The organism is Methyloceanibacter sp., from assembly GCF_035650995.1.
Lineage (GTDB): Bacteria > Pseudomonadota > Alphaproteobacteria > Rhizobiales > Methyloligellaceae > Methyloceanibacter.
The window spans coordinates 1-23,793 of record NZ_DASRGO010000142.1; the positions used below are offsets into that span (position 1 = coordinate 1).

Here is a 23,793-nt window from a genome sequence, read left to right on the forward strand (position 1 = left end):
GCCCACTTGCCCTCGAAGCCGAGCACGGCGGCGCGCTTGGCCGCGGCCGTGTAGCCGTCGGGATCGGAGAAATCGCCGAACGGCCCGTCGATCGGGCGAAGCCCGTAGGCGCGGCAGGCGACCATCATGCGCGACAGCGCGAAGTGCCAGGGATCGTTCCAGTAGTAGTGGCGCTTGCCGTCAGCGTCCTTGTCGGTGAGCACGCCGTAATCGGGGTGCGGGCCGCCGATGCCGACGGTGCGCGCCCGCGTCGAGGCGGCATAGTCGGCGACGCCGAAGGACAGCGCCTCGAGCCGCTTCGAGCTTTGCGCGATGCGCTCGACATTGGCCATGCCGAGCGCGGTCTCGATCAGGCACTCGAAGCCGATCCGCTTGTCGCGCTTCTTGTATTGCTCGATCTGGGTGACCAGCATGTCGATGGCGTAGACGTCCTCGGGCACCCCGGTCTTGGGGATCAGGATCATGTCGAGCCGCGGGCAGTTTTCCACCACGTCGACCACGTCGCGATAGGCGTAATGGGTGTCGAGACCGTTGATGCGGATCATCATGGTCTTCGAGCCCCAGTCGATCTCGTTGAGGCCCTGAATGATGTTCTTGCGCGCCTGCTCCTTGTCGTCGGGCGCGACCGCGTCCTCGAGGTCGAGGAAGATGACGTCGGCGCCGCCCTTGGCCGCCTTTTCGAACAGCGAGGGGTTCGACCCCGGCACGGCAAGCTCGGAACGGTGAAGGCGGGGGGTCGCCTGTTGGATCAGGGTAAAGCTCATCTTCCTCTTCCTCTCTAATGGGCTGAACGAAAACAGGACGCGTCGTTGCCGGATCCGTCCTCGGGCTTGACCCGAGGATCGACCCGGTGATGACGTGAAATTTCCAGGAGTGCCAGCATCGTCTTAGCCTGTGGCGCCGAGACCGGCGGCGACGGTGTTGATGGATAAGAGCAGCGCGGATTTGAAGCCCTCGCGCTCGGCCTCGCTTTGAGCTCCGCGGAAACGGCGCAAGAGCTGGACCTGCTCGCGATTGACCTCGTTGATGGTGGGAAGCCGCGCGGAAAGCGCGGCGCGGTGCTCAGCGAAGCGCTCGGCGACGAACGCTCCGCCGCTCACCTTCAACACCATCTCCGTGGTGCGGGCAAGCTCGCTCTCGATCAGCGCGAGGATGTTCGCGCGTACGCCCTCCTCGGCGACCAGACCGGCGTAGCGGCGGGCGATGTCGATATCGACCAGAAGCAGCGTCTTCTCCACCTCGTCGATGATGAGGCGGAACAGGCGCGAGGAGGAGAACATGCGGCGAAGCAGCTTGAGCCCCTCCTCGCCCCGCACTTCGAGGAAGCTCTGAAGCGCGCTCCCCACCCCGTACCAGCCGGTGATGACGTGGCGGTTCTGCGCCCAGGCGAACACCCAGGGGATGGCGCGCAGGTCCTTCAGCGAGCGAGCGCCGAAGCGCCGCGCCGGGCGCGAGCCGATATTGAGCAGCGAAATCTCCTCGAGCGGGCTCGCCGCCTGGAAATAGGGAACGAGGTCGGGATGGCCGACGAGGCCCGAATAGGCGGCGCGCGAGGCGCCGGAGAGCGCCTCCATGGCGTCGTCGAACTCGCGGGAGGGCTGAAGCGCCTCCTCGCGTTCGGACTTCAGCGCATGCTCGAACACCGAGGCGGCGAGCAGCTCCATCTGATAGAGCGCCGTGCCCTTGTTGGCGTATTTCGACGACACCACCTCGCCCTGCTCGGTGACGCGGAACCGTCCCCTGATCGAGCCCGCGGGCTGGGCGGCGATGGCGCGGCCCGTCGGCGCGCCGCCGCGCGATACCGAGCCGCCGCGGCCATGGAAGAAGGCGATTGCCGTGCCGGCCTCGGCGCCAACGCGGGTGAGCTGAACTTGCGCCTTGCACAGTTCCCAATTCGAGGCGACGAAGCCGCCGTCCTTGTTCGAGTCCGAATAGCCGAGCATCACCTCCTGCACCCCGCCCTGCCAATGCGTCGAGCGGCGGATGAGCGGGATGTCGAGCGCCTCGCGCATGATGGCGGGCGCGGCCCTCAGATCGGTGATGGTCTCGAACAACGGCACGATCGGCATGGCGCAAATCTCGGTGCCGGTCGCATCGAGGAACAGGCCGCCCTCCTTGGCGAGCAGGTAGGCGCCGAGGATGTCGTCGACCGAGCGCGTCATCGACAGGATGAAGGTGCCGAGCGCGTCGCGATCGAGCCCGCGCCTCACCTCCCCCGCCTGGCGGAACATGGCGATCAGCTCGGCCGTCTCGGAAGGCAGATCCGGCACGAGCCGCGGTGCGGTGAGCGGGCGCGACAGCTCGCGCAGGAGCCATGCGCGCCACTCGCGGCTGCCGAGCTCGGGCGGGTTGGCATCGCCGTGTCCGGCCGTCGCCCACCACAAGGATTGCAGCGCTTCGGTGGTGCGCGTCGTGTTCTCGCGGAGATCGAGCCGCACGGTCGAGAAGCGGAAGATCTCGACTGCGCGGCGCACCGGCCTCACCAGGTTCTTGGCGATGGAGGCACTGTGCGCCGCGATGAGCGCGTCCTCGACGATGCGGAGATCGACGATCAACTCGTCGGCGCCTTCGTAGGCGGCGCCCGGGCCGCCGATCTTGAGCCCCTGCACGCGGGCGAGCGTCGTATCGAGCTTGCGCAGCACGAGCGACAGGAACTGGCGGTAAGGCTCGCCCGGATTGCGTGCCGCGATCTCCTCCCCCTCGCCGCTCGCGGCAAGCTCGCGGTCGAGTTCGGCGCGGAAGCCGGCCGGCACCGGAAGTGCGCGCTCGGTGATCGACAGCGTCTTCGCCAGCTCTTCGATGCGGTCGCGATAGTGGCGGAGCGAAGCGAGCGCGTTCTGCCGCAAGGCCCACGCGGTGACCTCGGTCGTCACCGATGGGTTCCCGTCGCGATCGCCTCCGATCCACGAGCCGAACTGAAAGAACGGCGCAAGCTCGAAGCGCGTGCCGGGATAATATTGCTCGAGCGCGCCGTCGAGCAGGGCGAGCATCTCCGGCGCCTTCTCGAACAGGGTCTCGTGGAAGAAGTGGAGGCCCCTGGACACTTCGTGCTGCACGGTCGGCTTCTGCAAATGCAGCTCGCCCGTCATCCACACGAGCTCGATCTGATCGCGCAAGGCGTCGATCACCGCCGTGCGCTCGCGCTCGGTCCAGCGCGGCAGCTCGAGTTCGCGCAAGAGGAGATAGATGCGCCGGTATTTCTCGAGCACCGTGACGCGCTTCGACTCGGTCGGGTGCGCGGTGATGACCGGGCGGATACGCAGGCCCGACAAGAGGTGCTCGATCACCCGCGCCGGCACGCCCTCGGCCGCGGCCTCGGCCAGCACATAGTCGAACGTCCCGCGCAAGCTCGCCCGGCCGCGCGTCCGCTCGATCTGCCGGCGGTTGCGCATCGCCGCGTTCTGCTCGGCGATGGCGAGCAGCTGGAACCAGATGCCTTGTGCCTGAAGCGCGCGGGCCATCAGCTCGGGCGAGAAGCTCTCGGTATTGGCGCCGCCCTTGAGCACCGGCTCGATCTCCGGCTGGTGCTCGCGCACCACCTCGATGAGCAGGTTGAACAGAAGCTCGGCTGCCTCCTTGGCGGAAGTGCCGCTGAGGAGCGCCTGCGGCGTCTCGCCCGCCGGTCGCGGCGTCTGTCTCAGGTCCTCGTTCATGGCAGGCTTGTGCATTCCCGATCGCCCTGATCGGCTTGAAAAATGGACAATCCTCAATGGCACCCAGGGTCGCGGCCAGGAGGCCTTATAACGCAATATCGTCGGCGAGGATCGTCATTCCCGCCTCACCACGGGCATCCGACCATCTCCCGATGAAACAAAGACGTGCATGACCGGGACAAGCCCGGCCATGACCCGCCCGAGAAAACGCGCCGTTTGCGCTTCGCGTCAGCCCAACGGCTAGGCGAAGCTAGGCGAAGGCCCGGCGCTCGGGGCGCTTGGCAAGGACGGCCGCCACCGTCGAGCCGAACTCGCTCGGATTGGGAGCGACCGTCAGCCCGCACGACTTCATGATCTCGGCCTTCTCGGCCGCGCTGTCGCCTGCCGCCGAGATGATCGCGCCGGCATGGCCCATGCGCCGGCCCTTGGGCGCGGTGAGACCCGCCACGAACCCGATCACCGGCTTCGACATGTTGTCCTTGATCCAGGCCGCCGCTTCCGCCTCTTGCGGACCGCCGATCTCGCCGATCATCAGCACCGCGTCGGTCTCCGGATCCTCCTCGAACAGGGCGAGGTGATCGAGGAAGGAGGAGCCGTTGATCGGATCGCCGCCGATGCCGACCGAGGTCGAGATGCCGATGCCCTTGGCCTTCATCTGCGAGGCGGCCTCGTAGCCGAGGGTCCCTGAGCGCGAGATCACGCCGACGCGTCCCTGGAGATAGATATGGCCGGGCATGATGCCGAGCATGGCCTTGCCGGGGCTGATGATGCCGGCGCAGTTCGGTCCGACCATCATCGGCCGGCGGTCGCGCGGATAACGCATCAGATAGCGCTTCACGCGCATCATGTCCTGCGCCGGGATGCCGTCGGTGATCGAGCAGATCAGCCTGATGCCGGCGTCGGCCGCTTCCATGATGGCGTCGGCGCAGAAGGCGGGCGCCACGAAGGTGATCGAGGTGGTGGCGCCGGTCGCCTTCACCGCTTCCTTCATGGTGTTGAACAGCGGCAATCCGAGATGGGTGCCGCCGCCTTTGCCGGGCGTCACGCCGCCGACCACGTTGGTGCCGTAGGCGACCATCTCCTTGGTGTGGAAGGTCCCCTTGTCGCCGGTCATGCCTTGCACGAGGACCGGCGTAGTTTCATCGATCAGAATGCTCATGACGTCTCCTTCCCGGCCGGCCTACGCCGCCTTGCCCGCCACGCTGCGATAGGCCGCCACGGCCTTTTCGGCGGCTTCGGCAAGCGTATCGGCGGTAATCAGCTTCAACCCGCTCTCGGCGAGAATCTTGCGGCCCTCTTCCACATTGGTGCCGGCGAGCCTCACCACGAGCGGCACCTTGACGTCGACCGTATTGCAGGCCTGCACTACGCCCTTGGCCACCCAATCGCAGCGATTGATGCCGGCGAAGATGTTGACCAGGACGGCGCTGACCTTGGGGTCTGACAGAACGAGCTTGAGCGCGGTCGCGATGCGCTCCGGGCTCGCGCCGCCGCCGACGTCGAGGAAGTTCGCCGGCGTGCCGCCCGCGTGCTTGATCATGTCCATGGTCGCCATGGCGAGCCCCGCGCCGTTGACGATGCAGCCGATCTCGCCGTCGAGACCGATGTAGTTGAGATTGTGCTCGGCGGCCTGCGCCTCGCGCGGGTCCTGCTGCGAGGGATCGTGCATGTCGGCGACGTTGTGGCGGCGGAACAGCGCGTTGTCGTCGAACGACATCTTGGCGTCGAGCGCGAGCACGCGGTCGCCCTGGGCCACGACCAGCGGATTGATCTCGAGCATGGTCGCGTCGCAATCGCGGAACGCGCGATAGGCGTTCATGATCGTCGACACGGCGCTCTGCGCCTGCTTGATGTTCAAGCCGAGCTGGAAGGCGAGCTCGCGCGCCTGGAAGGCCTGCAAGCCCACGGCCGGCTCGACCAGCACCTGGAGGATGGCCTCAGGCTCGGTCCGGGCGATCTCCTCGATCTCCATGCCGCCCCTCTGCGAGGCGATGACGCGGATACGCTCGGCTTTGCGGTCGAGCACGTAGCCGAGATAGAGCTCGCGGTCGAACGGCTCGGCCACCTCGATATAGACGCGCTGCACGGGTTTCCCTTCCGGTCCGGTCTGAATCGTGACCAGCCGCTTGCCGAGCAGGTTGGCGGCGGCGTCGCGCACCTCGTGGTAGGTCTTGCACAGCTTGATGCCGCCCGCCTTGCCGCGCGCGCCGGCGTGGATCTGGGCCTTCACCGCCCAATTCCAACCGCCGAGCTCGGTTGCCGCATACACGGCCTGATCGGGGCTGAAAGCGACGGCGCCTTTCGGCACCGGCACACCGAAGGAAGCGAGCAATTCCTTGGCTTGATACTCGTGAACGTCCACGTCTCTCCTCCTTATCGATAGCGGCGGTCGCTTGCGTGAGCTTCTAGCTCACCTTGTTCTTGACGACGCCATAGGCCCTTTCCGTTGCTCCTTCGGCCCCGGCCAAAAGCTCGTTCAATTCCTTGAGCTTGGCCTCGGCGAAAGTCTTGTCGGTAATCATTCTTGCATTGGTGAAAACATTCAAGGCGGCGCTTCGCAGTGCAGCATAACCGGCGAGCACGCCGACGCCCGCATCCGAGATCACGTTGAGATTGCCCTTCTCGGAGGCGATCGCGGCAAGGTCGATCACCTCGCGCGCCGCCCGAGCGCAGGCGAGCGGCACGTCGGTCGCCTGCTTCAGCGCGGCCTGGATCGCCTTCTCGCGTGCGGCCTTCTCGGCGTCGGTCTCCTTCGGCATGCCGTAGGCGCTCATCACCGTGTCGAAGGCCTTCACGTCATCCTGGATCATGCCGGTGAGCCTCAGGCGGACCGCTTCGGCCTTGCGGAGGACCTCTTTCATGTCGCCCTCCACCTCGGCGTACTTCTTCTTGCCGATGGTCAAGTTGCACACCATGCTGACGAGCGCGGCGCCCATGGCGCCGATGATCGCAGCCGCGCTCCCGCCGCCCGGCGTCGCGCTTTGGCTGGCAAGCGCATCGAGGAACTTCTCGATCGGCGTGTCCTTGATCTGGGTCATCAAGCCATCTCTTTTGCCAACGCGTAGATTTCCTCGGCATCGAACACGCCCTCTGAGCTGTCGAACAGCTTGCCGATGCAGGCGCGGTGCAGCTTGAGTTTCAGCCCGCCGATGCCGAGCGCGCCGAAGGCGATCTTGCCGTTACGCTCCTTGCCCTTGTCGGTCGCCTCGATGCCCTCGATGCCGAGCGGCGGCTGGGCGTTCACGTCCGCGAGAAGCTCGATATTGGGGTTGTCCTTCCACGCCGACAGCGGCAGGAGCTGGAAGCCGATGGCGCCCGCGGCGAACACGACATTGGCGTCCTTGACCGCTTCCGCGCGGGTCTTGTCGTCGGGAGCCGCGACCGCCTTCACCTTGACGTTGAAGCGCTGCTCGATCGCCTTGGCGGCCTGATCGCCCTTGTCCTTGGTGCGCGAAGTGATGGTCACGTCGGCGCCTTCTTGCGCGAGGAAAGCCGCAGCGCGCATGCCGACCGGTCCGGTTCCGGCAAGCACCACCGCTTTCTTGCCCTTGAGCTTCTTGGCCTTGGCGAGCAGCGCCACGCCCGCCGCGGCCGTCGTGTTCGAGCCGTTCGAATCGAGCATCACCGAGACGCGGAACGGCCCGAAGAAGCGCTTCTTCACCGCCGCGAGCACGGCCTCGCCCTTGGTCATGTCGCCGCCGCCGACGAAGATTGCAGTCGACTGCTTGTCCTTGCCGCCGCGCGTGTAGATCGTGCCGTCGACCAGCGCCCCGACATTCTCGGGCGTGACGTTGGCGTAGCCGGTGACGCGGTCGGCGCCGCCGTCATAGGCGACAACGGTATCGAACACGCTCGGCATTGGATCGGTGTCGAACAAGAACAGAAGCTTCTTCATGGCCTTTATCCTAACTTACTCGACGACGTTCTGCGGCTTGCCCGCGACGAACGCCTCGATGTTGTCGATGAGCTGATCGGCAAGAATCTGCATCGCCTCCTGGCTCGCCCAGGCGACATGCGGCGTCACGATGAGATTGGGAATGGTGGGGTCGAGCAGGATGTTCCCCTCCTTCGGCGGCTCCTTGGTGAGCACGTCGAAGCCGGCGCCGGCGATGGTGCCGTTCCGGAGCGCCTCGGCAAGCGCTGCCTCATCGACCAGGCCGCCGCGGGCGGTGTTGATGAGGATCGCGCTCCGCTTCATCTTGGCGAGCTCCTTCGCCCCGATCATGTTCTTGGTCTCGGGCGTGAGCGGTACGTGCAGCGTGATGATGTCGCTCTCGCGCAGAATCGTCTCGAAATCGACCAGCCCCGGCTGCGGCACCACGTCGAACGGAAGCACCTTCATGCCGAGCGCCTCGGCGCGCTTTCCGATCGACTTGCCGAGCGCGCCGTAGCCCACGATGCCGAGCGTCGATCCCGCGACGTCGTGGATCGGATGGGTAAGGAAGCAGAACTGGCTCGACTTGTTCCACACGCCATTCATGGTGTCGTGCACGTAAGCGAACAGATTGCGCCTGAGCGCGAAGATGAGCGCGATGACATGCTCGGGAACGGTGTTGAAGGCGTAATTGCGGATATTGACGATGGTGATGCCGTTCGCCTTGCAATAGGCCTTGTCGATGATGTCGGTGCCGGTCGCCGCCACCGCGATCAGCTTGAGCTTGGGCAGCGCCTTCAGCGTCTCGGCGCGCATCGGCACCTTGTTGATAATGGCGATGTCGGCGTCCTTCAGGCGCTCGACGATCTCATCGTGCGTCCACGTCGATTGATACTCTTGGTAGCTATGCGGGAAATTCGGCCGCCTCACCTTGGCGTCCACCGATTCCCGATCGAGAAACACGATCGCGTGCTGCACCGACTACTGCCCCTTACCACACGCCGCTCGAGCCCACGCCCTCGCGACACGCCTCAGCTTCCCCCGACACGAACCGGCGTCGGGCCGACCCACTCTTGAAATGAGGCGAGACCGGCTCTTCGCCGGGAACCCGCGCTCCTCCCACCTACTCGGCGGCGACCTTGGTTTCCCTGGCCGCTTGCGCCCCGCGGAAATGCGCCTGCGCGGCGGCAACGCCCGAGCCGAACTCGACCTCGATGCCGACATCGCGCATGGCCATCTCGGCGCCCGCGATTGCGCCGAGCAGCATCAATTCGTTGAGATCGCCGAGGTGGCCGATGCGGAACAGCTTGCCCGCCACCTGGCTAAGCCCCGCGCCGAGCGCGAGGTTGTAACGGCGATAGGCGCGGTCGATCACGTCCGCGCCGTTGAACCCCGGCGGCACCATGATCGCCGTCACCGTGTCGGAATGCCATTTCGGCTCTTTGGCGCAGAGCCTGAGGTTCCAGGCCTCGACCGCCGCGCGCGCCCCTCCGGCGAGATGATGATGCCGCGCAAATACGTTTTCGAGGCCCTCCTCGAGCAGCATGGCGAGCGACTCGCGTAAGCCATAGAGCAGCGGCAGCGCCGGCGTATAGGGGAAGTAGCCGGTGGCGTTCGCCCGCATCTGGTCGCCGAAATCGAAATAGGCTCTGCGGCACTTCGCGTCCTTCATCGCGGCGAGCGCCTTCTGGCTCGCGCACACGATGCCCAAGCCCGCGGGAAGCATCAGCCCCTTCTGCGAGCCGGTGATGGCGAGATCGACGCCCCACTCATCGAAGCGGAAATCGAGGCTCGCGATCGAGCTCACGCCGTCGACATAGAGCAGCGCCGGATGCTTGGCGGCGTCGATCGCCCGGCGCACGGCGGCGACGTTCGAGGTGACCCCGGTCGCCGTCTCGTTGTGCACCACGAGCACGCCCTTGATCTCGTGCCCCTTGTCGGCGCGCAGCGCTTCCTCGATGCGGTCGGGATTGACGCCCGTGCCCCACTCTTCCTCCTGGACGATCACCTCGAGGCCGTGGCGCTTGGCGAGCTCGATCCACAGATGGCTGAACTGGCCGAACCGCGCGGCAAGAAGCTTGTCGCCCGGCGACAGCGTGTTGGTCAGCGCGGCTTCCCACGCGCCGGTGCCGCTCGACGGATAGATGACGACCTGGCCGTCCTTGGTCTTGAAGATCTTCCTCAGGTCTTCGTAGAGCGGCTTGGTAAGTTTGGGGAAGTCGGAGGAGCGATGATCCTCCATGGGGACGTGCATGGCGCGCAAGATCCGGTCAGGCACATCGGTCGGTCCAGGCACAAAAAGAAAATTACGGCCTGGCCGTCTTGCTCCAGCCATCGTCTACTCCCTTGAATTTCTTGGGCCCGGCCATGGGTCCGGCCGGTCGAGAAGCTCGCGTGGAGAGGGTGTTAGCGTCACGCCCGCCCGCTTGCAACCCTTTTTGCCCTTAGAATAGGCCGGCGATGCGCCCGTCTGGCCCAAGCTGGATGGCGTTGGCCGCCGGCACTTTGGGCAAGCCCGGCATGGTCATGATGTCCCCGCAGATCACCACCACGAACTCGGCGCCTGCCGACAGCCTCACCTCGCGGATCGGGATGGTGTGCCCGAGCGGCACGCCTTTGGCGTCCGGATTGGTGGTGAAGCTGTACTGGGTCTTGGCCACGCAGATCGGAAACTTGCCGAAACCTTCCTTCTCGAGCTCGGCGAAGCGGTCGCGCACGCTCTTCTCGGCTGTGATGTCCTCGGCGCCGTAGATCTCGCGGGCGATGGTGCGCGTCTTCTCCCAGAGCGGCATGGTGTCGGGATAGAGGAAGTCGAAATCGGACGCCTTGGTCTCGATGGTCTTGACCACAATCTTGGCGAGATCGACCGCGCCCGCGCCTCCTTGCGCCCAGTGATCGGCGGGTACGCATTCGACCCCGAGCGGGGCGCAAAGCCGTCTGAGCAGCGCCATTTCGGCCTCGGTGTCGCTCGAGAAGCGGTTGACCGACACCACCACCGGCACGCCGTATTTCTGCAGGTTTTCGATGTGGCGCTGCAGATTGGCGAAGCCCTTCTCCAGCGCCTGGAGGTTCTCCTTCTTGAGATCGTCCTTGGCCACCCCGCCATGCATCTTGAGCGCGCGGATGGTGGCCACGATCACCGCGCATGAGGGCTTGAGCCCCGCCTTGCGGCACTTGATGTCGAAGAACTTCTCGGCCCCGAGATCGGCGCCGAAGCCCGCCTCCGTCACCACGTAATCGGCGAGCTTGAGCGCGGCCTTGGTGGCGATCACCGAGTTGCAGCCATGCGCGATATTGGCGAACGGGCCGCCATGGATGAAGGCGGGGTTGTTCTCGAGCGTCTGCACCAGGTTCGGCGCGAGCGCGTCCTTGAGCAGCGCCGCCATCGAGCCCGCGGCCGAAAGGTCCTTGGCGGTGACCGCCTTCCTGTCGCGCGTCTGGCCGATCTGGATCTGGCCGAGCCGCCGCTGGAGGTCGGCGAGATCGCTCGCCAGGCAGAAGATCGCCATCACCTCGGAGGCCACGGTGATGTCGAAGCCCGCTTCGCGCGGGTAGCCGTTGGCCGCGCCCCCGAGCGAGGTCACGATCGAGCGGAGCGCGCGGTCGTTCATGTCCACGGCGCGGCGCCAGGTGATGCGGCGCGTATCGATATCGAGCTTGTTGCCCCAATAGACGTGGTTGTCGATCATCGCCGCGAGCAAATTGTTGGCGGCGCCGATGGCATGGAAATCGCCGGTGAAGTGGAGGTTGATGTCCTCCATCGGCACGACCTGGGCATAGCCGCCGCCGGCTGCGCCGCCCTTCACCCCGAAACAGGGCCCGAGCGACGGTTCGCGGATGCAGACCATCGCCTTTTTGCCAATGGCATTCAGCGCATCGCCCAAGCCCACCGTGGTCGTAGTCTTGCCCTCGCCCGCAGGCGTCGGCGTGATCGCGGTGACGAGGATCAGCTTGCCGTCGGGCCTGCCGGCGAGCGAGGCGATATAGTTGAGCGAGACCTTGGCCTTGTAATGCCCGTAGGGGATCAAGTCTTCGGCGTCGATGCCGAGCTTGTCCTTGGCGACCTCGACGATCGGCCGCATCTGCGCGGCTTGGCTGATCTCGATGTCCGATTTCGGGGTCTTGTGCTGGTCGTGCAAACGCTTGCCCGCTTTTTCGGCATCGTCACGCGGCTGAACTGACATTACTCTTTGGCCCCCAACTGGTTAGCCTCACGAAGGACGCGGGTCGTCTCTGCACCAAGGGTGAGCAAACTAATTCATTCGCTTGCCTTATTGCAATCGTCTGTGCGAGGTCAGGCCCCATTTGGAGAGGGACGCCAACAAGATGAAGCCTGACGTTCTGCTCAAGGCCATGTTCAAGGCCGCGGTCGATGCGGCGCTGCCCTCGCTCTGCGTGCCGGCACACCTGCCGCCGAAGCCCAAGGGCCGCACGATCGTCATCGGCGCGGGCAAAGCGTCGGGCGCCATGGCCAAGGCCCTCGAAGACGCCTGGGACGGCCCCCTCGAAGGCTTGGTCGTCACGCGCTACGGCTATCGCGTGCCGACGAAGCGTCTCGAAGTGGTCGAGGCCGCCCATCCCGTCCCCGATGCCGCCGGTCGCGAGGCGGCGAAGCGCATCTTCGAGATGGTGCAAGGACTGACCGAGGACGACCTCGTGCTTTGCCTGATTTCCGGCGGGGGCTCGGCGCTGCTCGCGCTCCCGCCGGAGGGCCTCACGCTGGAGGACAAGCAGGCGGTGAACAAGGCGCTGCTCAAGTCGGGTGCCACCATCTCCGAGATGAACACGGTGCGGAAGCACCTCTCAGCCATCAAGGGCGGACGGCTTGCTACCGCTGCCTACCCGGCGCGCGTGGTGGCGCTGATGATCTCGGACGTCCCGGGCGACGATCCGTCGATCATCGCCTCGGGCCCCACCGTGCCCGACCCCTCAACCAATGAGGATGCCCGTCGCATTCTCGCCAAGTACGGAATCGAAGTCACTGCAGGAATGGTGGCGCATCTTACGGACAACGACACCGAGACGCCGAAGCCCGGCGACAAGCGCTTCGCGCGGGTCGAGAACATCATGATCGCGACCCCCCAAGCCTCGCTCGAAGCCGCCGCAGAGGTCGCGCGCAAGGAGGGCGTGACGCCCGTGATCCTGGGCGACTCGATCGAAGGCGAGTCGCGCGACGTGGCGCTGGTGCATGCTGGCATCGCGCGGCAATGCAAGCTGCGCGGCCAGCCGGAAAAGCCGCCATGCGTCCTGATCTCGGGCGGCGAGACCACCATCACGCTCAAAGGCAAAGGCAAAGGCGGGCGCAACACCGAATTCCTGCTCGCGCTCGCCATCGCGCTCGATGGGCTTCCGGGCATTTACGCGCTTGCCGGCGACACCGACGGCATCGACGGCAGCGAGGACAATGCCGGCGCGCTGATCTATCCCGACACGCTTCAGCGCGCAGCAAAAGCCGGAATCAACGCCAAGGCCATGCTCGCCGACAATGACCCCTGGACCTTCTTCAATGCCATCGGGGATCTGCTGGTGACGGGCCCCACCCTCACCAACGTCAACGACTTCCGCGCTGTCCTGATCGAGAAGTAGCTCCGTTTCATCCCTTCCCTTGATAGGGAGGGTGGCCGACATCTTCAGTTGGCCGGGTGGAGCGACATACGATCATCCCCCACCCCGGCGCCGCAAAGCGGCGTCGGACCTCCTCGCGCGGGGAGATATGGCAAACCGGCCGCGCCTTGACGCACAGAAGCCCGCGTCACTAGCTATTCGTCAGGCCTCACGAGGGGCGCGAGCTAGGAGCAAAAGTCATGGCAGCGAGACTCGAAGGCAAGGTCGCCGTGGTGACCGGCGTCAGCGGCGACGGACAGGTCGGACAGGCGGTGGCAAAGGCGCTGGCCGACAACGGCGCGGCGCTGGCGATTTGCGCGCGACATGAGGACAAGGTGGAAGCCCGAGCCAAGGAGCCGCGCGAGGCAGGAGCTCGCGTGCTCGCCGTCGCAGGCTCGCTGACCGACGAAGCCGACGTGAAGCGTCTGATCGACGGAGCAATCGCCGAATTCGGCCGTATCGACATCCTGGTCAACCTCGCCGGCGGGCTCACCAAATATAAGCCGGCCGTGGAGCACACGCTCGAAGACTGGCGCGCCGAGCTCGACAACAACCTGCTGAGCGCCTTCCTCACCTCTCGCGCTGCCTTCCCGCATCTCAAGGCGGCAGGCGACGGCGTCATCATCAACTTCGCGCGGGCCGGCCAGGCCCAAGCGAACATGGTGGCCTATAACTGCGCCAAGGCCGGCATTGAGGCGCTGACCCGCACCCTCGCGCTCGAGGGCCGCGATCTCGGCATCAGGGTCAATGCCATCGCGCCGGGGCTGGTGGACACGGCCTCCAATATCGCCGCCATGAAGCCGAAAGACACGAAGCGCTGGGCCAAGCGCGACGACATCGCCGCGGCGGTCGTCTTTCTCGCCTCGCCTGCCAGCGAAGGCATCACCGGGCAGACCATCGCCGTCACGGGTTGGGGCCTGTAGCCGTCGCCTCTCTAGCAGGTGGAACGAAACAGGCCGCCTACCGGCATCGTTTCGGTTCAAATGCGGCCCCCTAGATGGCCGTCTCGGGCACTTGCACTCTCTCGATCGAGGCCCGCGATCCGGGCGGCAATTGCAGCACCGTCGCGCGCTGGCCTTCGCACAACTCCGTCAGCAGAACGATCTGACCGTCGGGAAATTCGAGCGCATCGTGATGGGTGTTTGGCTCATCCATGTGGACCTGTCGGAATTGAGCCACCTTGTGCCCGAATGGACGTCTTGGGCGAAACAGACCTCTCGGCTCGGCGAGAACTTCCTCCTCGAAGGCGAGCTCTGTGCCGGGCAGCAGGCATACGGCCACGTTCAGGTTATCGATCGAAGCGAAACCGCGCGTGGCAGAGGTCGGAAACCGCGTCGATACCAGCTTCTCGCCGAGCCTTGCCGGGCGAGATGCGATGAGCTGCAGGCTGTAGTCACACATTGAAGCTCCTCCAATGCGAAGGGTCGATGGTGCTCCCCGCCAACGATATTGTATCCCGGTAAAGTGGTAATCGTTTGTCCGGCCGAGCAATAAGGCGTCTGCCGTAACCGACGATTTCCGCGCCGTCCCCATCGAGATGGCTGGAGGGTTCGAGGCGATGACAAGAGTGGGTTTGACGTTGATTGGCGCTTTGCTGGCCGGCGCCACGGGCATGGCGAGCGCGTTCTCAGCCGAGGAGCAGACCGCAGTGGCCTACATCACCGAGCGCTATGCCGATGCGCCCGAGCCCGGCGCGCAGGCCCGCTACTCGCCGCGCATCGAGAAGCTTTGGGCGCAATGCCGAAAGCGCGAGAAGAAGACCGGCGACCCGTGCATGGATTTCGACATCTGGGTCAATGCCCAGGATTGGGAGATCAAGAACCTCAAGGTCGATCTGCTCAAGAATGACGGCGCCGCGACCACCGTGCTCGCGAGCTTCGACAATTTCGACCGTCGTGAGAACATCAATTTCCGCCTGATCAAGGACAAGAAGGGCTGGATGGTCGACGAGATCGCGACGGGCTGCGACTTGCTGTCCAACGTGCTCCAAGGCAAGCCGTCGAAGTGTTGAGCTCCGGCCGCTACGTCCTGTCGCGCGCTTCCGGGCGAGCTTCCCTTCTAGAGAGACTCGGTGTACCTCTTTAGGCGCGGGGGCTGAAACGGAGTGAAGTCGTGTCGCGGTCCGAGCCAGCCGCCGATCAAGGCGAAGTCGAAGACATGAAGGCGATCGCGCATCTGCCCGGTCTCGACATCGAGATCCTCCACCGCCCGTCGCCCGACGGACGGGGCGAGCAGATCGCGATCATGCTCACGGCCGTGCCCTCCTTCGAGGCCTGGGCCAAGAGCTTCGAAATGCTCAACCCCTTCGCCCTTTGGGCCGAAGCCATGCGGTTGGCCTGGTCGCCTTGGGTCGAAGCGATGGAGGCCATGCTGCCCGCGCCCTTGCCCAAGCTCGGCTCCGGCCGCGCCCGATCCGATCGTCGCTAGCGCGAGCGCGGATCGGCCTCGCTAAATCTCCGAATCGTTCTCGCACACCACCGTGTCGCGATGTCCGCATTCGGGGAGCTTGTAGCCGATCAGCGCACCGGTTTTGAGATCGACGATCGGCGTGGGGCAGCCGATGCGCCATACGCGCCATGGCGTGCGGCGGTGAGCCTCATCCCATTGTATGGCGAGCGACAGCCCGGCTCTTGCGCATTGTCCGCGGTCCGTGAAATTGGGGTTCAGCGGGGGCGCCGGATCGTCGACCGGGCCGAGCTGCATGCCTTCTGCCGGATCGTAAAGCTCGACCTCGTGCCGCTGGCACGTCATCATCGAGTTCTGCGTCGCCCAGTCGAAATTCTCGACATGGCTATAGGCGGCATTCGGGTCCGCATTCGCGGACATGACAACCTTACAGGCAATCACTACCAGGATTGGGGGGACATGTACCGACATCCTTCAAACCTCTCGATTGGCGTCCTCCCAACGCTGAACCCGGCAAGTCGAGCTTAACCAGGAACGGAATGGGGAGCGCGCGGGTTCCCTTCAGACGACCCTGCCCGGCGAGGTTTTGTGGCGCAGGCGCAAGGTCAGTGCCGTTAGGACGCCGCCGCTGCGACATCACCATCTCGCACCGCTCGCAGGCGCGGAGCGATTTCGCCGCAAATTCGCCCGCCTCGCGGCAATCCGGCAACAGTGTCCCGCCGCCGGCGCGACACCTAATCCGACGCTCCTCATCACGCCGGTTCATGCTGAAGGAGCCTTGGCAATGAGATGGGCGCTTGCCGCCATCCTGTTCGCTTTCCTCGCCGGGGCCGTGTTCGTCGCCCATTACGGGTGGATCTCGGCAGGCGATGTGGCGATGCCTCCGTGGGGCTGGCTGATGATGGGCCTCGGCATCCTCTTTTCGCTTGTGGTCGGCTGCGGCCTGATGATCCTCGTCTTCTACAGCAGCCGTGCCGGTTTCGACGAGGGCCCCACGATCAAACGACAGCCGGAACCCGAGCCGCGACGGCGCGCATCCCGAAACTAGCGGCGCTTGCTGCTTGAGACGTCATCGCGCAGCGAAGCGATCTCGGCCCTCAGCGCCTTGATCTCCGCGGCGAGCGGCGCGGTCTCTTCGTGCATCATTTCGCGCTCCGCTTTCTCCACCGCCGCATGTTCCTCGCTGATGGCGTTGACGATGATGCCGATGATGAGGTTGAGCACGGTGAAGGTGGTGACCACGATGAAGGAGATGAAGAAGATCCAGGCGTAAGGGTGCGTCGCGAGGATCGGCTTGACCACATCGTCCACCCAGCCTTCGAGCGTCATCACCGTGAACAGAGTGAACAGCGAGCGGGGAAGCGTGCCGAACTGCTCGGGGAAATCCTGGCCGTAGAGGTTCACCGCCATCACCGCCGCCACGTAGAAGACGAGGCAGATGAGAAGAAGGATGGAACCCATGCCGGGCAGCGCCCTGATCAGCCCGCCGACCACCCGCTGCAGCGCCGGCACCACGGTGATGAGCCTGAGCAGGCGCAACACGCGGAGTGCGCGCAACACCGAGAAGGCCGCCGTCGCCGGCGCCACCGCGACGCCGATCACGACCGCATCGAAGACGTTCCAGCCGTCGCGGAAAAACGAGGCGCGCTGCACGGCGAGCCGCGCCAGGATTTCGGTCACGAAGATGGCGATGGCGATGCGGTCGACGGCGATCAAGAGCGTGCCGTAACGCTCCATCGCGCTTGCGCTCGTCTCGAGCCCGAGCGTGACGGCATTGACGAGGATGAGCGCCATGATGATGCGCTCGGTTGCCGGATTCTCGTCGATTCTGCGCAGCCACTCGAGCATCCGGCCTTTCCTCCCGCCCAATCTTATTGTCCAGATTGCCGCGGCGCCGCAAGCCGCGGGCGCGGCCGCTCCTCGATTGGGCAGGCGCCACGAGGTTAAATTGGCAAAGTTCCTTGCAAAAAAGAGAAGCCCGCCGGGGTTAAGCCGGCGGGCTTTTGCTTGATCCGAGCTCCCATGGGGGGAGGGATGGGGAGGGCTTAGCTCGGCAGCAACACGGTATCGATGACGTGAATCACGCCGTTCGACTGCATCACGTTCTTGATGGTGATCTTGGCGGCGTCGCCTTTGCCGTCCCACACCCAGATGGCGCCGTCCTTCATCTCGAAGGTGAGCTCGGCGCCTTCGACGGTCTTGAGCGTGGCCTTGCCGCCGCCCTTCTTGATCATGTCCATCAGGTCGTTGGCGGTGATGCGGCCGGGAACGACGTGATAGGTCAGGACCTGGGTGAGCTGGCCCTTGTTCTCGGGCTTGAGCAGCGTGTCGACCGTGCCGGCCGGTAGCTTGGCGAACGCGTCATTGGTCGGCGCGAACACGGTGAAGGGGCCTTTGCCCGACAGCGTGTCGACGAGACCCGCGGCCTTGACCGCGGCGACGAGCGTCGTGTGGTCCTTCGAGTTGACCGCGTTCTGGATGATATTCTTTGACGGATACATCGGGGCGCCGCCGACCATCACCGTGTCCTCCTTGGCGAAGGTGGGAACGGTGGAAAGGGCAACGAGCGCAAGACCGGCGGCAGCCGCGCCGGCGACGGCGAATTTAACGAACTTCATGTCATCCTCCTGTTGGCTTCATGTCCCGTTGGGGGGTACGGGCTGAGTTACGGGAGGCGCGTTCGGACGGATGCAGGGACCTTCGAAAATTTCGCGATGACGTTTTCGTGATCGACGGACCGCCGTCGTTTTTGGTTCGCGACGCAAGGCACATTTCCGCGGCGCCTGCCGGAGCCTTTCAGTCGCAACATGGACAGGGACGGGATCGGCCGGAGCCGACGACCAGGAATGGACGCCTAACCTAAAGCAGGGCGAGCTTGCCGTTGGCGATGACAGGGCCCGTGGGCTGACCGGTTGGCGAGCCTCCCGGCGGCTCGACCGACACGGCGAGCACCGAATCCGCCGTGACATGCGGCCTGAGTTCGGCCGGGATCTCGACCTTGATCGGCTTTTCCGGATCGATGAGGCCGAGCGAGTGCGGCTTGTCGCCCGCGGGAATGAGCCAGAGCTCGAGCGCGTGCTGCTGCTCGCCGGTGAGCGCCACCGCGGGCACGATGGTGAGGGTGCCGTCCGACGGATTTGCCGCGGCGAAGAAGCCCGATTTGCCCGGCCCTTCGTCGAGCTTGGCGACGAGCGGCGGCTCGAGGCCCGGCGCTTGCGCAAGATAAATCAACCCGGCGAGGCATGCGGCGGCGAGCGCGCTTGCGCCGATGGCAAGCGTCCGCCAGAAGGCGAGGCTTTGCCACAACCCCCCGCTTTGCGCGGGCCGCGGCCTCGCGCCGCCGAGTCTTGCCTCGATGCGCGCCCAAGCGTCGGCAGGAGGGGCGATCGGGGGCACCAGCGCGGCAAGACCGCCGAGCCGCTCCTCCCAGAACGCGACCTCGGCGGCAAAAGCGCTGTCCTCAGCGATACGGCGCTCGGCCGCGCGCCGTTCGGCAGCGTTCAGCACGCCGAGCACGTACTCGGCGGCGACAAGCGCCCCGTGCTCCTCAAGACCTGTCGTGCCGCTGTCGCTCATCGCTCAAGACATGCTCTCAATTTGGCGAGGCCGCGCCGGATCAGGCTCTTCATGGTGCCGAGCGGGACGTTCCACGCCCGCGCCAGTTCCTCATAAGTCGAACCACCGATGAACGCTGACCGGATCGCCTTGGCAGTCCGCTCATCGAGCTCCTCGAGACACGAAGCAAGACGCGCCTGCTGTTGGCTGCTCACCAACATCTCCTCGGCGAGCGGGGCGGGATCGGACACCGTCTCGGCCGCCTCGATCGGCTCGGCGCGCCGCACTAGGCCGCTGCCGCGCAGCCGGTCGATGGCGCGATTGCGCGCGATGGCCACGAGCCAAGTGATCGGGCTCGCCTTCGTCTCGTCGAACGCTCCTGCCTTCTGCCAGACCGCAAGGTAAACCTCTTGCAACACGTCCTCTGCCTCGCTTCTGTCATTCAATATACGAAGGCAGATGCCAAAAAGCTTCGCGGCGGTCTCATCATAGATGAGGCGCAAGGCCGCGCGGTCGCCGGCGGCGGCGCGGCGGATCGCGGCGGAAAGTTGTTTGCGCCTCGCGCTTGCGTCCATCGCCGGCGAAAACCCGGAGAAATTGCCTAGGAATGCGCCAATCACTAGCGCGGATTGCCGATCCTGTCTGTAGTCGCGCGCGCGGGCAAGTCCAGCCCTAGGTCAAGTGAATTTTCGCAGTTGCGAATTGGGGCGAGCGCGCTACTCTCCCGGCGGGTTCTGGCTCATCCTAACCATGACCCCGTGATTCGGCTGCTCGGCGCTCACGTCGGCAATATTCAGCGCCACGGAACAGTCGAAATTCGAAGGACTATGGGGGGCTCGGCCGTTCCTGGGGGTGGGGGTGGCTGATTTTCTTACGACGGCGCGAGCGCACGTCTTGTGCGGATGGGAACGGACGCCACGGCAGCGGCTTGGTGAGGGATCGGAATGATGCTGAGGCGCGTGGGTCTTGGCCTCCTCGTGGGAGCGATTCTGTCCGCTCCTTCGGCGGCAACCGCAGGGCCTGCCCTCGTCTTCGAGCCGTATAACGGGACGGTGTTCTACGCCGAAGATCCCGACGTCATGTGGTTCCCCGCCTCGCTCACCAAGCTGATGACCGCCTACGTCACCTTCGAGGCGCTGCGCGACGGAACGGTCAAGCCCGACACCAAACTCATCTGCTCCAAGCTCGCCACCCAACAAGCCCCGAGCAAGCTCTGGCTGAAGGAGGGAGAATCGATCACCGTCGACGTTGCGCTCAAGGTGCTGATCGTCAGATCCGCGAATGACGTCGCGGTGATGCTCGCCGAGGGCGTGGCCGGCAGCCAGGAAGCCTTCGTCGCCAAGATGAACGAGGCGGCGCAGCATCTCGGCATGACGCGCACGCATTTCGTCAACGTGAACGGCTTGCCCGCCGAAGGCCAGTACACCACCGCCCGCGATCTCGCGCGGCTCGCCCGCGCCCTCATCATCGAGTTCCCCGACCATCTCGACATCTTCACCACCACTCAGGTCCAGGTCGGCAAGCAGGTCATCCGCACCCATAACGGCCTCCTCGTGAGCCTGCCCGGGGCCGACGGCATGAAGACGGGATTCATCTGCGAGTCTGGCTTCAACATCGTGGCGAGTGCGACCCGCGACGGCCGGAAGCTCGTCGCCGTGGTTCTCGGCGAGCAATCCGTCGCCTCGCGTCGCGTGCGCGCCACCGACCTGCTGGAGAACGGCTTCAAGCGCTATTTCTGGAAATCGTTGTTCGGCACGAGCCTCGACGGCCTCGCCATCCAAGCCTCGTTGAACGACTCGCCGGTCCACATGGCCGATAGCATTTGCGGCGCCAAGGTCGCCAAGGCCTCCCGCAAGAGATACGGCACCGGCGCCAACGGACAGAAACCCATCCTCGATCTCGACGCCGAAGAAGCGGTCAACGCGACCACCGACGCGGCAGCGACCGTCGCCAAGGGGGCGGTCAACGCGACGACCGGTGCGGCGGCGGCGGTGGCCAAGGGCGCGGTGAAAGCCACCAAGAAAACGCTGCGCAAGACGGTGAAAACAGGCGCCAATTGACCGTGTCCCGCCTTTTGCGCATTGGCCGTCTTTCATTCGTGACAACGGTCCTCTGCTTGGGCGTCGGCGCCGCCCGTGGCGCCGAGCCACCCGACAACGTGGCGCAGGCGATCGCCGACGCGTCGCAGTCTTGCAAGGATGAAGCGGGCAAGCCCAATGCCGACGCTGTCTTGAGCGTGCAGGATTTGAACGGCGACGGCGGCGAGGACTGGATCGCCGACTACAAGAAATTCAAATGCGACGGCGCGCCCAATCCGCTGTGCACCGCCTCCGGCTGCACCCTGCAGATCTATTTCTGGGACGGCGAGACCGCGTGGGACCTCGTCTATGAGGATCTGGTGCAGAGCTACAAGTTCGACAAATCGGGCGGCAAGCCCATGATGTACGTGACGACCGCAGGCGACCCCTGCAACAAGCCGACCGCCGATCACTGCACCTATACTTATCGCCTCGATAAGGACGCCGTTACCCCGGTGAAGTAGCGCGCTGCCTCAGGACGCGTCGGACGCTCTCGCCGCGACCGCCGCCTCCACCACGCGCCTGGCCTCCGGCGCGCTCCAATCGGCTGGACCGACGAGGCGTCCGATCTCCTTGCCGTCGCGGTCGAGCACGAGCGTGGTCGGCATGCCGACCGCCTTCAGCGCCGCGAACAACTTGCCGGTCGGGTCGGTGTAAAGGCCAAGATGGGTCACGCCGGTCTCGGCGAGGAAGGCGCGCGCTTTGTCGGCACCGCCCTTGTCGATATTCACCGCGACCACCGCGAAGTCCTTGCCGCCGAGTTCGGCCTCGAGCTTGTCGAGGGCCGGCATCTCCTCGCGGCAGGGCACGCACCAGCTCGCCCAGATATTGAGGAGCACGACCTTGCCCTTGAAATCGGCGAGCGACTTGGTCGCCCCGTCGCCGTCGAGGAACTCGACCGCCGGGACATCGAGCGGTTTTGCCCTGACGAGAAGCGGCGCCATGGCGCCCGTGTTGAGGCCGGCGAGAGCCCCTCCCCCTCCCCCCTGATCGGCAGGGGGCGCCCCCGGCGCCTCGGCGGCGGGAACGGATGCGCCCGGCTCAGACGGCCCATTGTCAGGAGGGGCGAAACTCAAATATACCGTCGCGAATCCGGCAATCGCCGCAAGCGCTCCCGCGACGAGAAGCCTAGCCGGTGGCGCGGCACGCTTTGTTTCACTGCGTTCGCTCACGTCTTCCCGCTCACTTTCGTCTTGCTTTAGGTCAGACAGCGATGACCAACACCATGTGGGGCGGCCGCTTCGCCGCAAGTCCCGCCGAGATCATGGAGGAGATAAACGCCTCCATCGGCTTCGACAAGCGGCTGTGGCGCCACGATATCCGGGCCTCTAAGGCCCATGTCGCCATGCTCGGCGCGACCGGCATCCTCAGCAAAAAGGAAGCCGAAACCATCGCGCGCGGGCTCGGCAAGATCGAGGCTGAGATCGAGGCCGGCACCTTCAATTTCTCGCGAGCGCTCGAGGATATTCATCTTAACGTCGAGAACCGCCTGCGCGAGCTGATCGGCCCGGTCGCGGGTAAGCTCCACACCGCGCGTTCGCGCAACGACCAGGTGGCGACCGACTTCAAGCTCTACGTCAGGGACGAAATCGGCGCGATCGATGCCGCGCTCGCCGCGCTTCAGCTCGCGCTCGCCAACAAGGCGCTCGCCCATGCCGGCACGGTGATGCCGGGCTTCACCCATCTCCAGACGGCGCAGCCGATCACCTTCGGCCATCATCTGCTGGCTTACGTCGAGATGTTCGCCCGTGACCGCGGGCGATTCGCCGACGCCGGGGCGCGGCTTTCCGAGTGCCCGCTCGGGGCCGCCGCGCTCGCCGGCACGAGTTTCCCCATCGACCGTGACATGACGGCAAACGCGCTCGGCTTCGACCGGCCGGCGGCGAACTCGCTCGATGCCGTCTCCGACCGCGACTTCGCCCTCGAGACGCTCGCCGCAGCCTCGATCGCCGCCATGCATCTGTCGCGGCTCGCCGAAGAGATCGTGATGTGGACCTCCCCGCAATTCGGGCTCGTCCGCCTGTCGGACAAGTTCACCACCGGATCCTCGATCATGCCGCAGAAGCGGAACCCCGACGCCGCCGAGCTCGTACGCGCCAAGACTGGCCGCATCGCCGGCGCCTTGCAGGCGCTGCTCATGGTGATGAAGGGCCTTCCGCTCGCCTATGCCAAGGACATGCAGGAGGACAAGGAGCCACTATTCGATGCGCTCGATGCGCTGAAGCTTGCGCTCGCCGCCATGGCCGGCATGGTCGAGGATCTCGCGCCGGACGTCGAAGCGATGCGGAAGGCCGCGGGCCTCGGCCACTCGACCGCGACCGACCTCGCCGACTGGCTGGTGCTCAATCTCAAGATGCCCTTCCGCGAGGCCCATCACCTGACCGGGCGAATCGTTGCCCTGGCGGACGCCAAGGGAGTCGAGCTCAAGGCCTTGACTTTGGCCGATTTGCAGTCGGTCGAGCCCCGGATCACCAGGGAAGCCTTTAAGGCGCTCGACGTCGCAGGCTCGGTCAAAAGCCGCACAAGCTACGGCGGGACCGCCCCCTCAAATGTCAAAACCGCGGCAAAGCGGTGGATAAAGCGTTTGGCGAAGAAGCCCTTGTCGCGTAAAAAGGGGTAGCTG

General features: G+C 65.4%; 24 protein-coding genes. 8 read left to right on the forward strand and 16 right to left on the reverse strand.

Annotated features, from left to right (window positions below; all coding sequences use genetic code 11):
* The 9 genes from VFB18_RS10655 to VFB18_RS10695 all read right to left on the reverse strand — a co-directional run.
* Positions 1–764, reverse strand: a 764-nt coding sequence (locus VFB18_RS10655) for a CoA ester lyase (protein ID WP_324974718.1), incomplete at its 3' end; no start/stop codon positions are given.
* Positions 765–887: 123 nt separating this feature from the next.
* Positions 888–3,653 (reverse strand): phosphoenolpyruvate carboxylase, encoded by a 2,766-nt coding sequence (locus tag VFB18_RS10660; protein WP_324974827.1) that lies wholly within the window; start codon positions 3,651–3,653, stop codon positions 888–890.
* Between the two features lie 250 nt (positions 3,654–3,903).
* Entirely contained in the window at positions 3,904–4,812 is a 909-nt protein-coding gene (gene sucD, locus VFB18_RS10665; RefSeq protein WP_324974720.1) for a succinate--CoA ligase subunit alpha, read from the reverse strand.
* Between the two features lie 21 nt (positions 4,813–4,833).
* Complete coding sequence (locus VFB18_RS10670; protein WP_324974722.1) at positions 4,834–6,015, reverse strand: malate--CoA ligase subunit beta; 1,182 nt, start codon at positions 6,013–6,015, stop codon at positions 4,834–4,836.
* A gap of 43 nt (positions 6,016–6,058) precedes the next feature.
* A complete protein-coding gene (gene fchA, locus VFB18_RS10675; RefSeq protein WP_324974724.1) occupies positions 6,059–6,691 on the reverse strand; it encodes a methenyltetrahydrofolate cyclohydrolase in 633 nt (210 codons plus the stop codon).
* A complete protein-coding gene (locus tag VFB18_RS10680) occupies positions 6,691–7,548 on the reverse strand; it encodes an NADP-dependent methylenetetrahydromethanopterin/methylenetetrahydrofolate dehydrogenase (protein WP_324974727.1) in 858 nt (285 codons plus the stop codon). Before VFB18_RS10680 ends, fchA begins: the two co-directional genes overlap by 1 nt.
* Before the next feature lie 15 nt (positions 7,549–7,563).
* Positions 7,564–8,505 carry a D-2-hydroxyacid dehydrogenase gene (locus VFB18_RS10685; RefSeq protein ID WP_324974729.1) on the reverse strand — a complete coding sequence of 314 codons (942 nt, stop codon included), beginning with the start codon at positions 8,503–8,505 and terminating at the stop codon, positions 7,564–7,566.
* 145 nt (positions 8,506–8,650) lie between these two features.
* On the reverse strand, positions 8,651–9,862 hold the full coding sequence (locus tag VFB18_RS10690; RefSeq protein WP_324974732.1) for an aminotransferase class V-fold PLP-dependent enzyme: 1,212 nt from the start codon (positions 9,860–9,862) through the stop codon (positions 8,651–8,653).
* A gap of 109 nt (positions 9,863–9,971) precedes the next feature.
* Positions 9,972–11,711, reverse strand: a complete 1,740-nt coding sequence (locus VFB18_RS10695) for a formate--tetrahydrofolate ligase (RefSeq protein WP_324974736.1) — start codon at positions 11,709–11,711, stop codon at positions 9,972–9,974.
* A gap of 142 nt (positions 11,712–11,853) precedes the next feature.
* Here VFB18_RS10695 and VFB18_RS10700 point away from each other — a divergent pair, with 142 nt between their 5' ends.
* Both VFB18_RS10700 and VFB18_RS10705 read left to right on the forward strand, forming a co-directional pair.
* A complete protein-coding gene (locus tag VFB18_RS10700) occupies positions 11,854–13,113 on the forward strand; it encodes a glycerate kinase (RefSeq protein ID WP_324974739.1) in 1,260 nt (419 codons plus the stop codon).
* Positions 13,114–13,331: 218 nt separating this feature from the next.
* Positions 13,332–14,054, forward strand: a complete 723-nt coding sequence (locus VFB18_RS10705; protein WP_324974742.1) for an SDR family NAD(P)-dependent oxidoreductase — start codon at positions 13,332–13,334, stop codon at positions 14,052–14,054.
* 70 nt (positions 14,055–14,124) lie between these two features.
* On the opposite strand, the gene VFB18_RS10710 is transcribed toward VFB18_RS10705, so the two are convergent.
* Positions 14,125–14,532, reverse strand: a complete 408-nt coding sequence (locus VFB18_RS10710; protein WP_324974745.1) for a hypothetical protein — start codon at positions 14,530–14,532, stop codon at positions 14,125–14,127.
* A gap of 166 nt (positions 14,533–14,698) precedes the next feature.
* On the opposite strand from VFB18_RS10710, the gene VFB18_RS10715 reads away from it, so the two are divergent.
* Both VFB18_RS10715 and VFB18_RS10720 read left to right on the forward strand, forming a co-directional pair.
* Complete coding sequence (locus VFB18_RS10715) at positions 14,699–15,142, forward strand: hypothetical protein (RefSeq protein WP_324974748.1); 444 nt, start codon at positions 14,699–14,701, stop codon at positions 15,140–15,142.
* Positions 15,143–15,243: 101 nt separating this feature from the next.
* Positions 15,244–15,558, forward strand: coding sequence for a hypothetical protein (locus VFB18_RS10720; protein ID WP_324974751.1), 315 nt, complete (start codon positions 15,244–15,246; stop codon positions 15,556–15,558).
* Between the two features lie 21 nt (positions 15,559–15,579).
* Here the strand turns inward: VFB18_RS10720 and VFB18_RS10725 are convergent, their stop codons facing one another.
* Positions 15,580–15,957: a hypothetical protein gene (locus VFB18_RS10725; protein ID WP_324974754.1), complete on the reverse strand. Its 378-nt coding sequence runs from the start codon at positions 15,955–15,957 to the stop codon at positions 15,580–15,582.
* A gap of 364 nt (positions 15,958–16,321) precedes the next feature.
* On the opposite strand from VFB18_RS10725, the gene VFB18_RS10730 reads away from it, so the two are divergent.
* Positions 16,322–16,585 carry a hypothetical protein gene (locus VFB18_RS10730; RefSeq protein WP_324974757.1) on the forward strand — a complete coding sequence of 88 codons (264 nt, stop codon included), beginning with the start codon at positions 16,322–16,324 and terminating at the stop codon, positions 16,583–16,585.
* Here the strand turns inward: VFB18_RS10730 and VFB18_RS10735 are convergent.
* The 4 genes from VFB18_RS10735 to VFB18_RS10750 form a co-directional block, all read right to left on the reverse strand.
* Positions 16,582–17,385, reverse strand: coding sequence for an ion transporter (locus tag VFB18_RS10735; protein WP_324974760.1), 804 nt, complete (start codon positions 17,383–17,385; stop codon positions 16,582–16,584). The two genes, VFB18_RS10730 and VFB18_RS10735, sit on opposite strands and share 4 nt — an antisense overlap.
* 197 nt (positions 17,386–17,582) lie before the next feature.
* Positions 17,583–18,155 (reverse strand): fasciclin domain-containing protein, encoded by a 573-nt coding sequence (locus tag VFB18_RS10740; protein ID WP_324974762.1) that lies wholly within the window; start codon positions 18,153–18,155, stop codon positions 17,583–17,585.
* A 241-nt stretch (positions 18,156–18,396) separates the two neighbouring features.
* Positions 18,397–19,113, reverse strand: coding sequence for an anti-sigma factor (locus VFB18_RS10745; RefSeq protein WP_324974764.1), 717 nt, complete (start codon positions 19,111–19,113; stop codon positions 18,397–18,399).
* Positions 19,110–19,667, reverse strand: a complete 558-nt coding sequence (locus tag VFB18_RS10750; RefSeq protein WP_324974766.1) for a sigma-70 family RNA polymerase sigma factor — start codon at positions 19,665–19,667, stop codon at positions 19,110–19,112. The genes VFB18_RS10745 and VFB18_RS10750 overlap by 4 nt, the downstream gene beginning before the upstream one ends.
* A 372-nt stretch (positions 19,668–20,039) precedes the next feature.
* Between VFB18_RS10750 and VFB18_RS10755 the strand changes: the two genes are divergently transcribed.
* Both VFB18_RS10755 and VFB18_RS10760 read left to right on the forward strand, forming a co-directional pair.
* Positions 20,040–21,152 carry a D-alanyl-D-alanine carboxypeptidase family protein gene (locus tag VFB18_RS10755; protein WP_324974768.1) on the forward strand — a complete coding sequence of 371 codons (1,113 nt, stop codon included), beginning with the start codon at positions 20,040–20,042 and terminating at the stop codon, positions 21,150–21,152.
* 38 nt (positions 21,153–21,190) lie between these two features.
* Positions 21,191–21,634, forward strand: a complete 444-nt coding sequence (locus VFB18_RS10760) for a hypothetical protein (RefSeq protein ID WP_324974770.1) — start codon at positions 21,191–21,193, stop codon at positions 21,632–21,634.
* A gap of 9 nt (positions 21,635–21,643) precedes the next feature.
* On the opposite strand, the gene VFB18_RS10765 is transcribed toward VFB18_RS10760, so the two are convergent.
* Complete coding sequence (locus tag VFB18_RS10765) at positions 21,644–22,114, reverse strand: TlpA disulfide reductase family protein (RefSeq protein WP_324974772.1); 471 nt, start codon at positions 22,112–22,114, stop codon at positions 21,644–21,646.
* A 269-nt stretch (positions 22,115–22,383) separates the two neighbouring features.
* On the opposite strand from VFB18_RS10765, the gene argH reads away from it, so the two are divergent.
* Entirely contained in the window at positions 22,384–23,790 is a 1,407-nt protein-coding gene (gene argH, locus VFB18_RS10770; RefSeq protein ID WP_324974775.1) for an argininosuccinate lyase, read from the forward strand.
* Positions 23,791–23,793 lie beyond the last annotated feature (3 nt).

What these genes read in the sequence shown, in the direction of transcription:
- VFB18_RS10755 (WP_324974768.1), top strand. Translation starts at nt 20,040, where the DNA reads ATGCTGAGGCGCGTGGGTCTTGGCCTCCTCGTGGGAGCGATTCTGTCC.
- VFB18_RS10735 (WP_324974760.1), bottom strand. Translation starts at nt 17,385, where the DNA reads ATGCTCGAGTGGCTGCGCAGAATCGACGAGAATCCGGCAACCGAGCGC.
- VFB18_RS10690 (WP_324974732.1), bottom strand. Translation starts at nt 9,862, where the DNA reads ATGGCTGGAGCAAGACGGCCAGGCCGTAATTTTCTTTTTGTGCCTGGA.
- VFB18_RS10725 (WP_324974754.1), bottom strand. Translation starts at nt 15,957, where the DNA reads ATGTCCGCGAATGCGGACCCGAATGCCGCCTATAGCCATGTCGAGAAT.
- VFB18_RS10710 (WP_324974745.1), bottom strand. Translation starts at nt 14,532, where the DNA reads ATGTGTGACTACAGCCTGCAGCTCATCGCATCTCGCCCGGCAAGGCTC.
- sucD (WP_324974720.1), bottom strand. Translation starts at nt 4,812, where the DNA reads ATGAGCATTCTGATCGATGAAACTACGCCGGTCCTCGTGCAAGGCATG.
- VFB18_RS10705 (WP_324974742.1), top strand. Translation starts at nt 13,332, where the DNA reads ATGGCAGCGAGACTCGAAGGCAAGGTCGCCGTGGTGACCGGCGTCAGC.
- VFB18_RS10695 (WP_324974736.1), bottom strand. Translation starts at nt 11,711, where the DNA reads ATGTCAGTTCAGCCGCGTGACGATGCCGAAAAAGCGGGCAAGCGTTTG.
- VFB18_RS10740 (WP_324974762.1), bottom strand. Translation starts at nt 18,155, where the DNA reads ATGAAGTTCGTTAAATTCGCCGTCGCCGGCGCGGCTGCCGCCGGTCTT.
- VFB18_RS10765 (WP_324974772.1), bottom strand. Translation starts at nt 22,114, where the DNA reads ATGGCGCCGCTTCTCGTCAGGGCAAAACCGCTCGATGTCCCGGCGGTC.
- VFB18_RS10750 (WP_324974766.1), bottom strand. Translation starts at nt 19,667, where the DNA reads ATGGACGCAAGCGCGAGGCGCAAACAACTTTCCGCCGCGATCCGCCGC.
- VFB18_RS10680 (WP_324974727.1), bottom strand. Translation starts at nt 7,548, where the DNA reads ATGAAGAAGCTTCTGTTCTTGTTCGACACCGATCCAATGCCGAGCGTG.
- VFB18_RS10745 (WP_324974764.1), bottom strand. Translation starts at nt 19,113, where the DNA reads ATGAGCGACAGCGGCACGACAGGTCTTGAGGAGCACGGGGCGCTTGTC.
- fchA (WP_324974724.1), bottom strand. Translation starts at nt 6,691, where the DNA reads ATGACCCAGATCAAGGACACGCCGATCGAGAAGTTCCTCGATGCGCTT.
- VFB18_RS10660 (WP_324974827.1), bottom strand. Translation starts at nt 3,653, where the DNA reads ATGAACGAGGACCTGAGACAGACGCCGCGACCGGCGGGCGAGACGCCG.
- VFB18_RS10730 (WP_324974757.1), top strand. Translation starts at nt 16,322, where the DNA reads ATGAGATGGGCGCTTGCCGCCATCCTGTTCGCTTTCCTCGCCGGGGCC.
- argH (WP_324974775.1), top strand. Translation starts at nt 22,384, where the DNA reads ATGACCAACACCATGTGGGGCGGCCGCTTCGCCGCAAGTCCCGCCGAG.
- VFB18_RS10700 (WP_324974739.1), top strand. Translation starts at nt 11,854, where the DNA reads ATGAAGCCTGACGTTCTGCTCAAGGCCATGTTCAAGGCCGCGGTCGAT.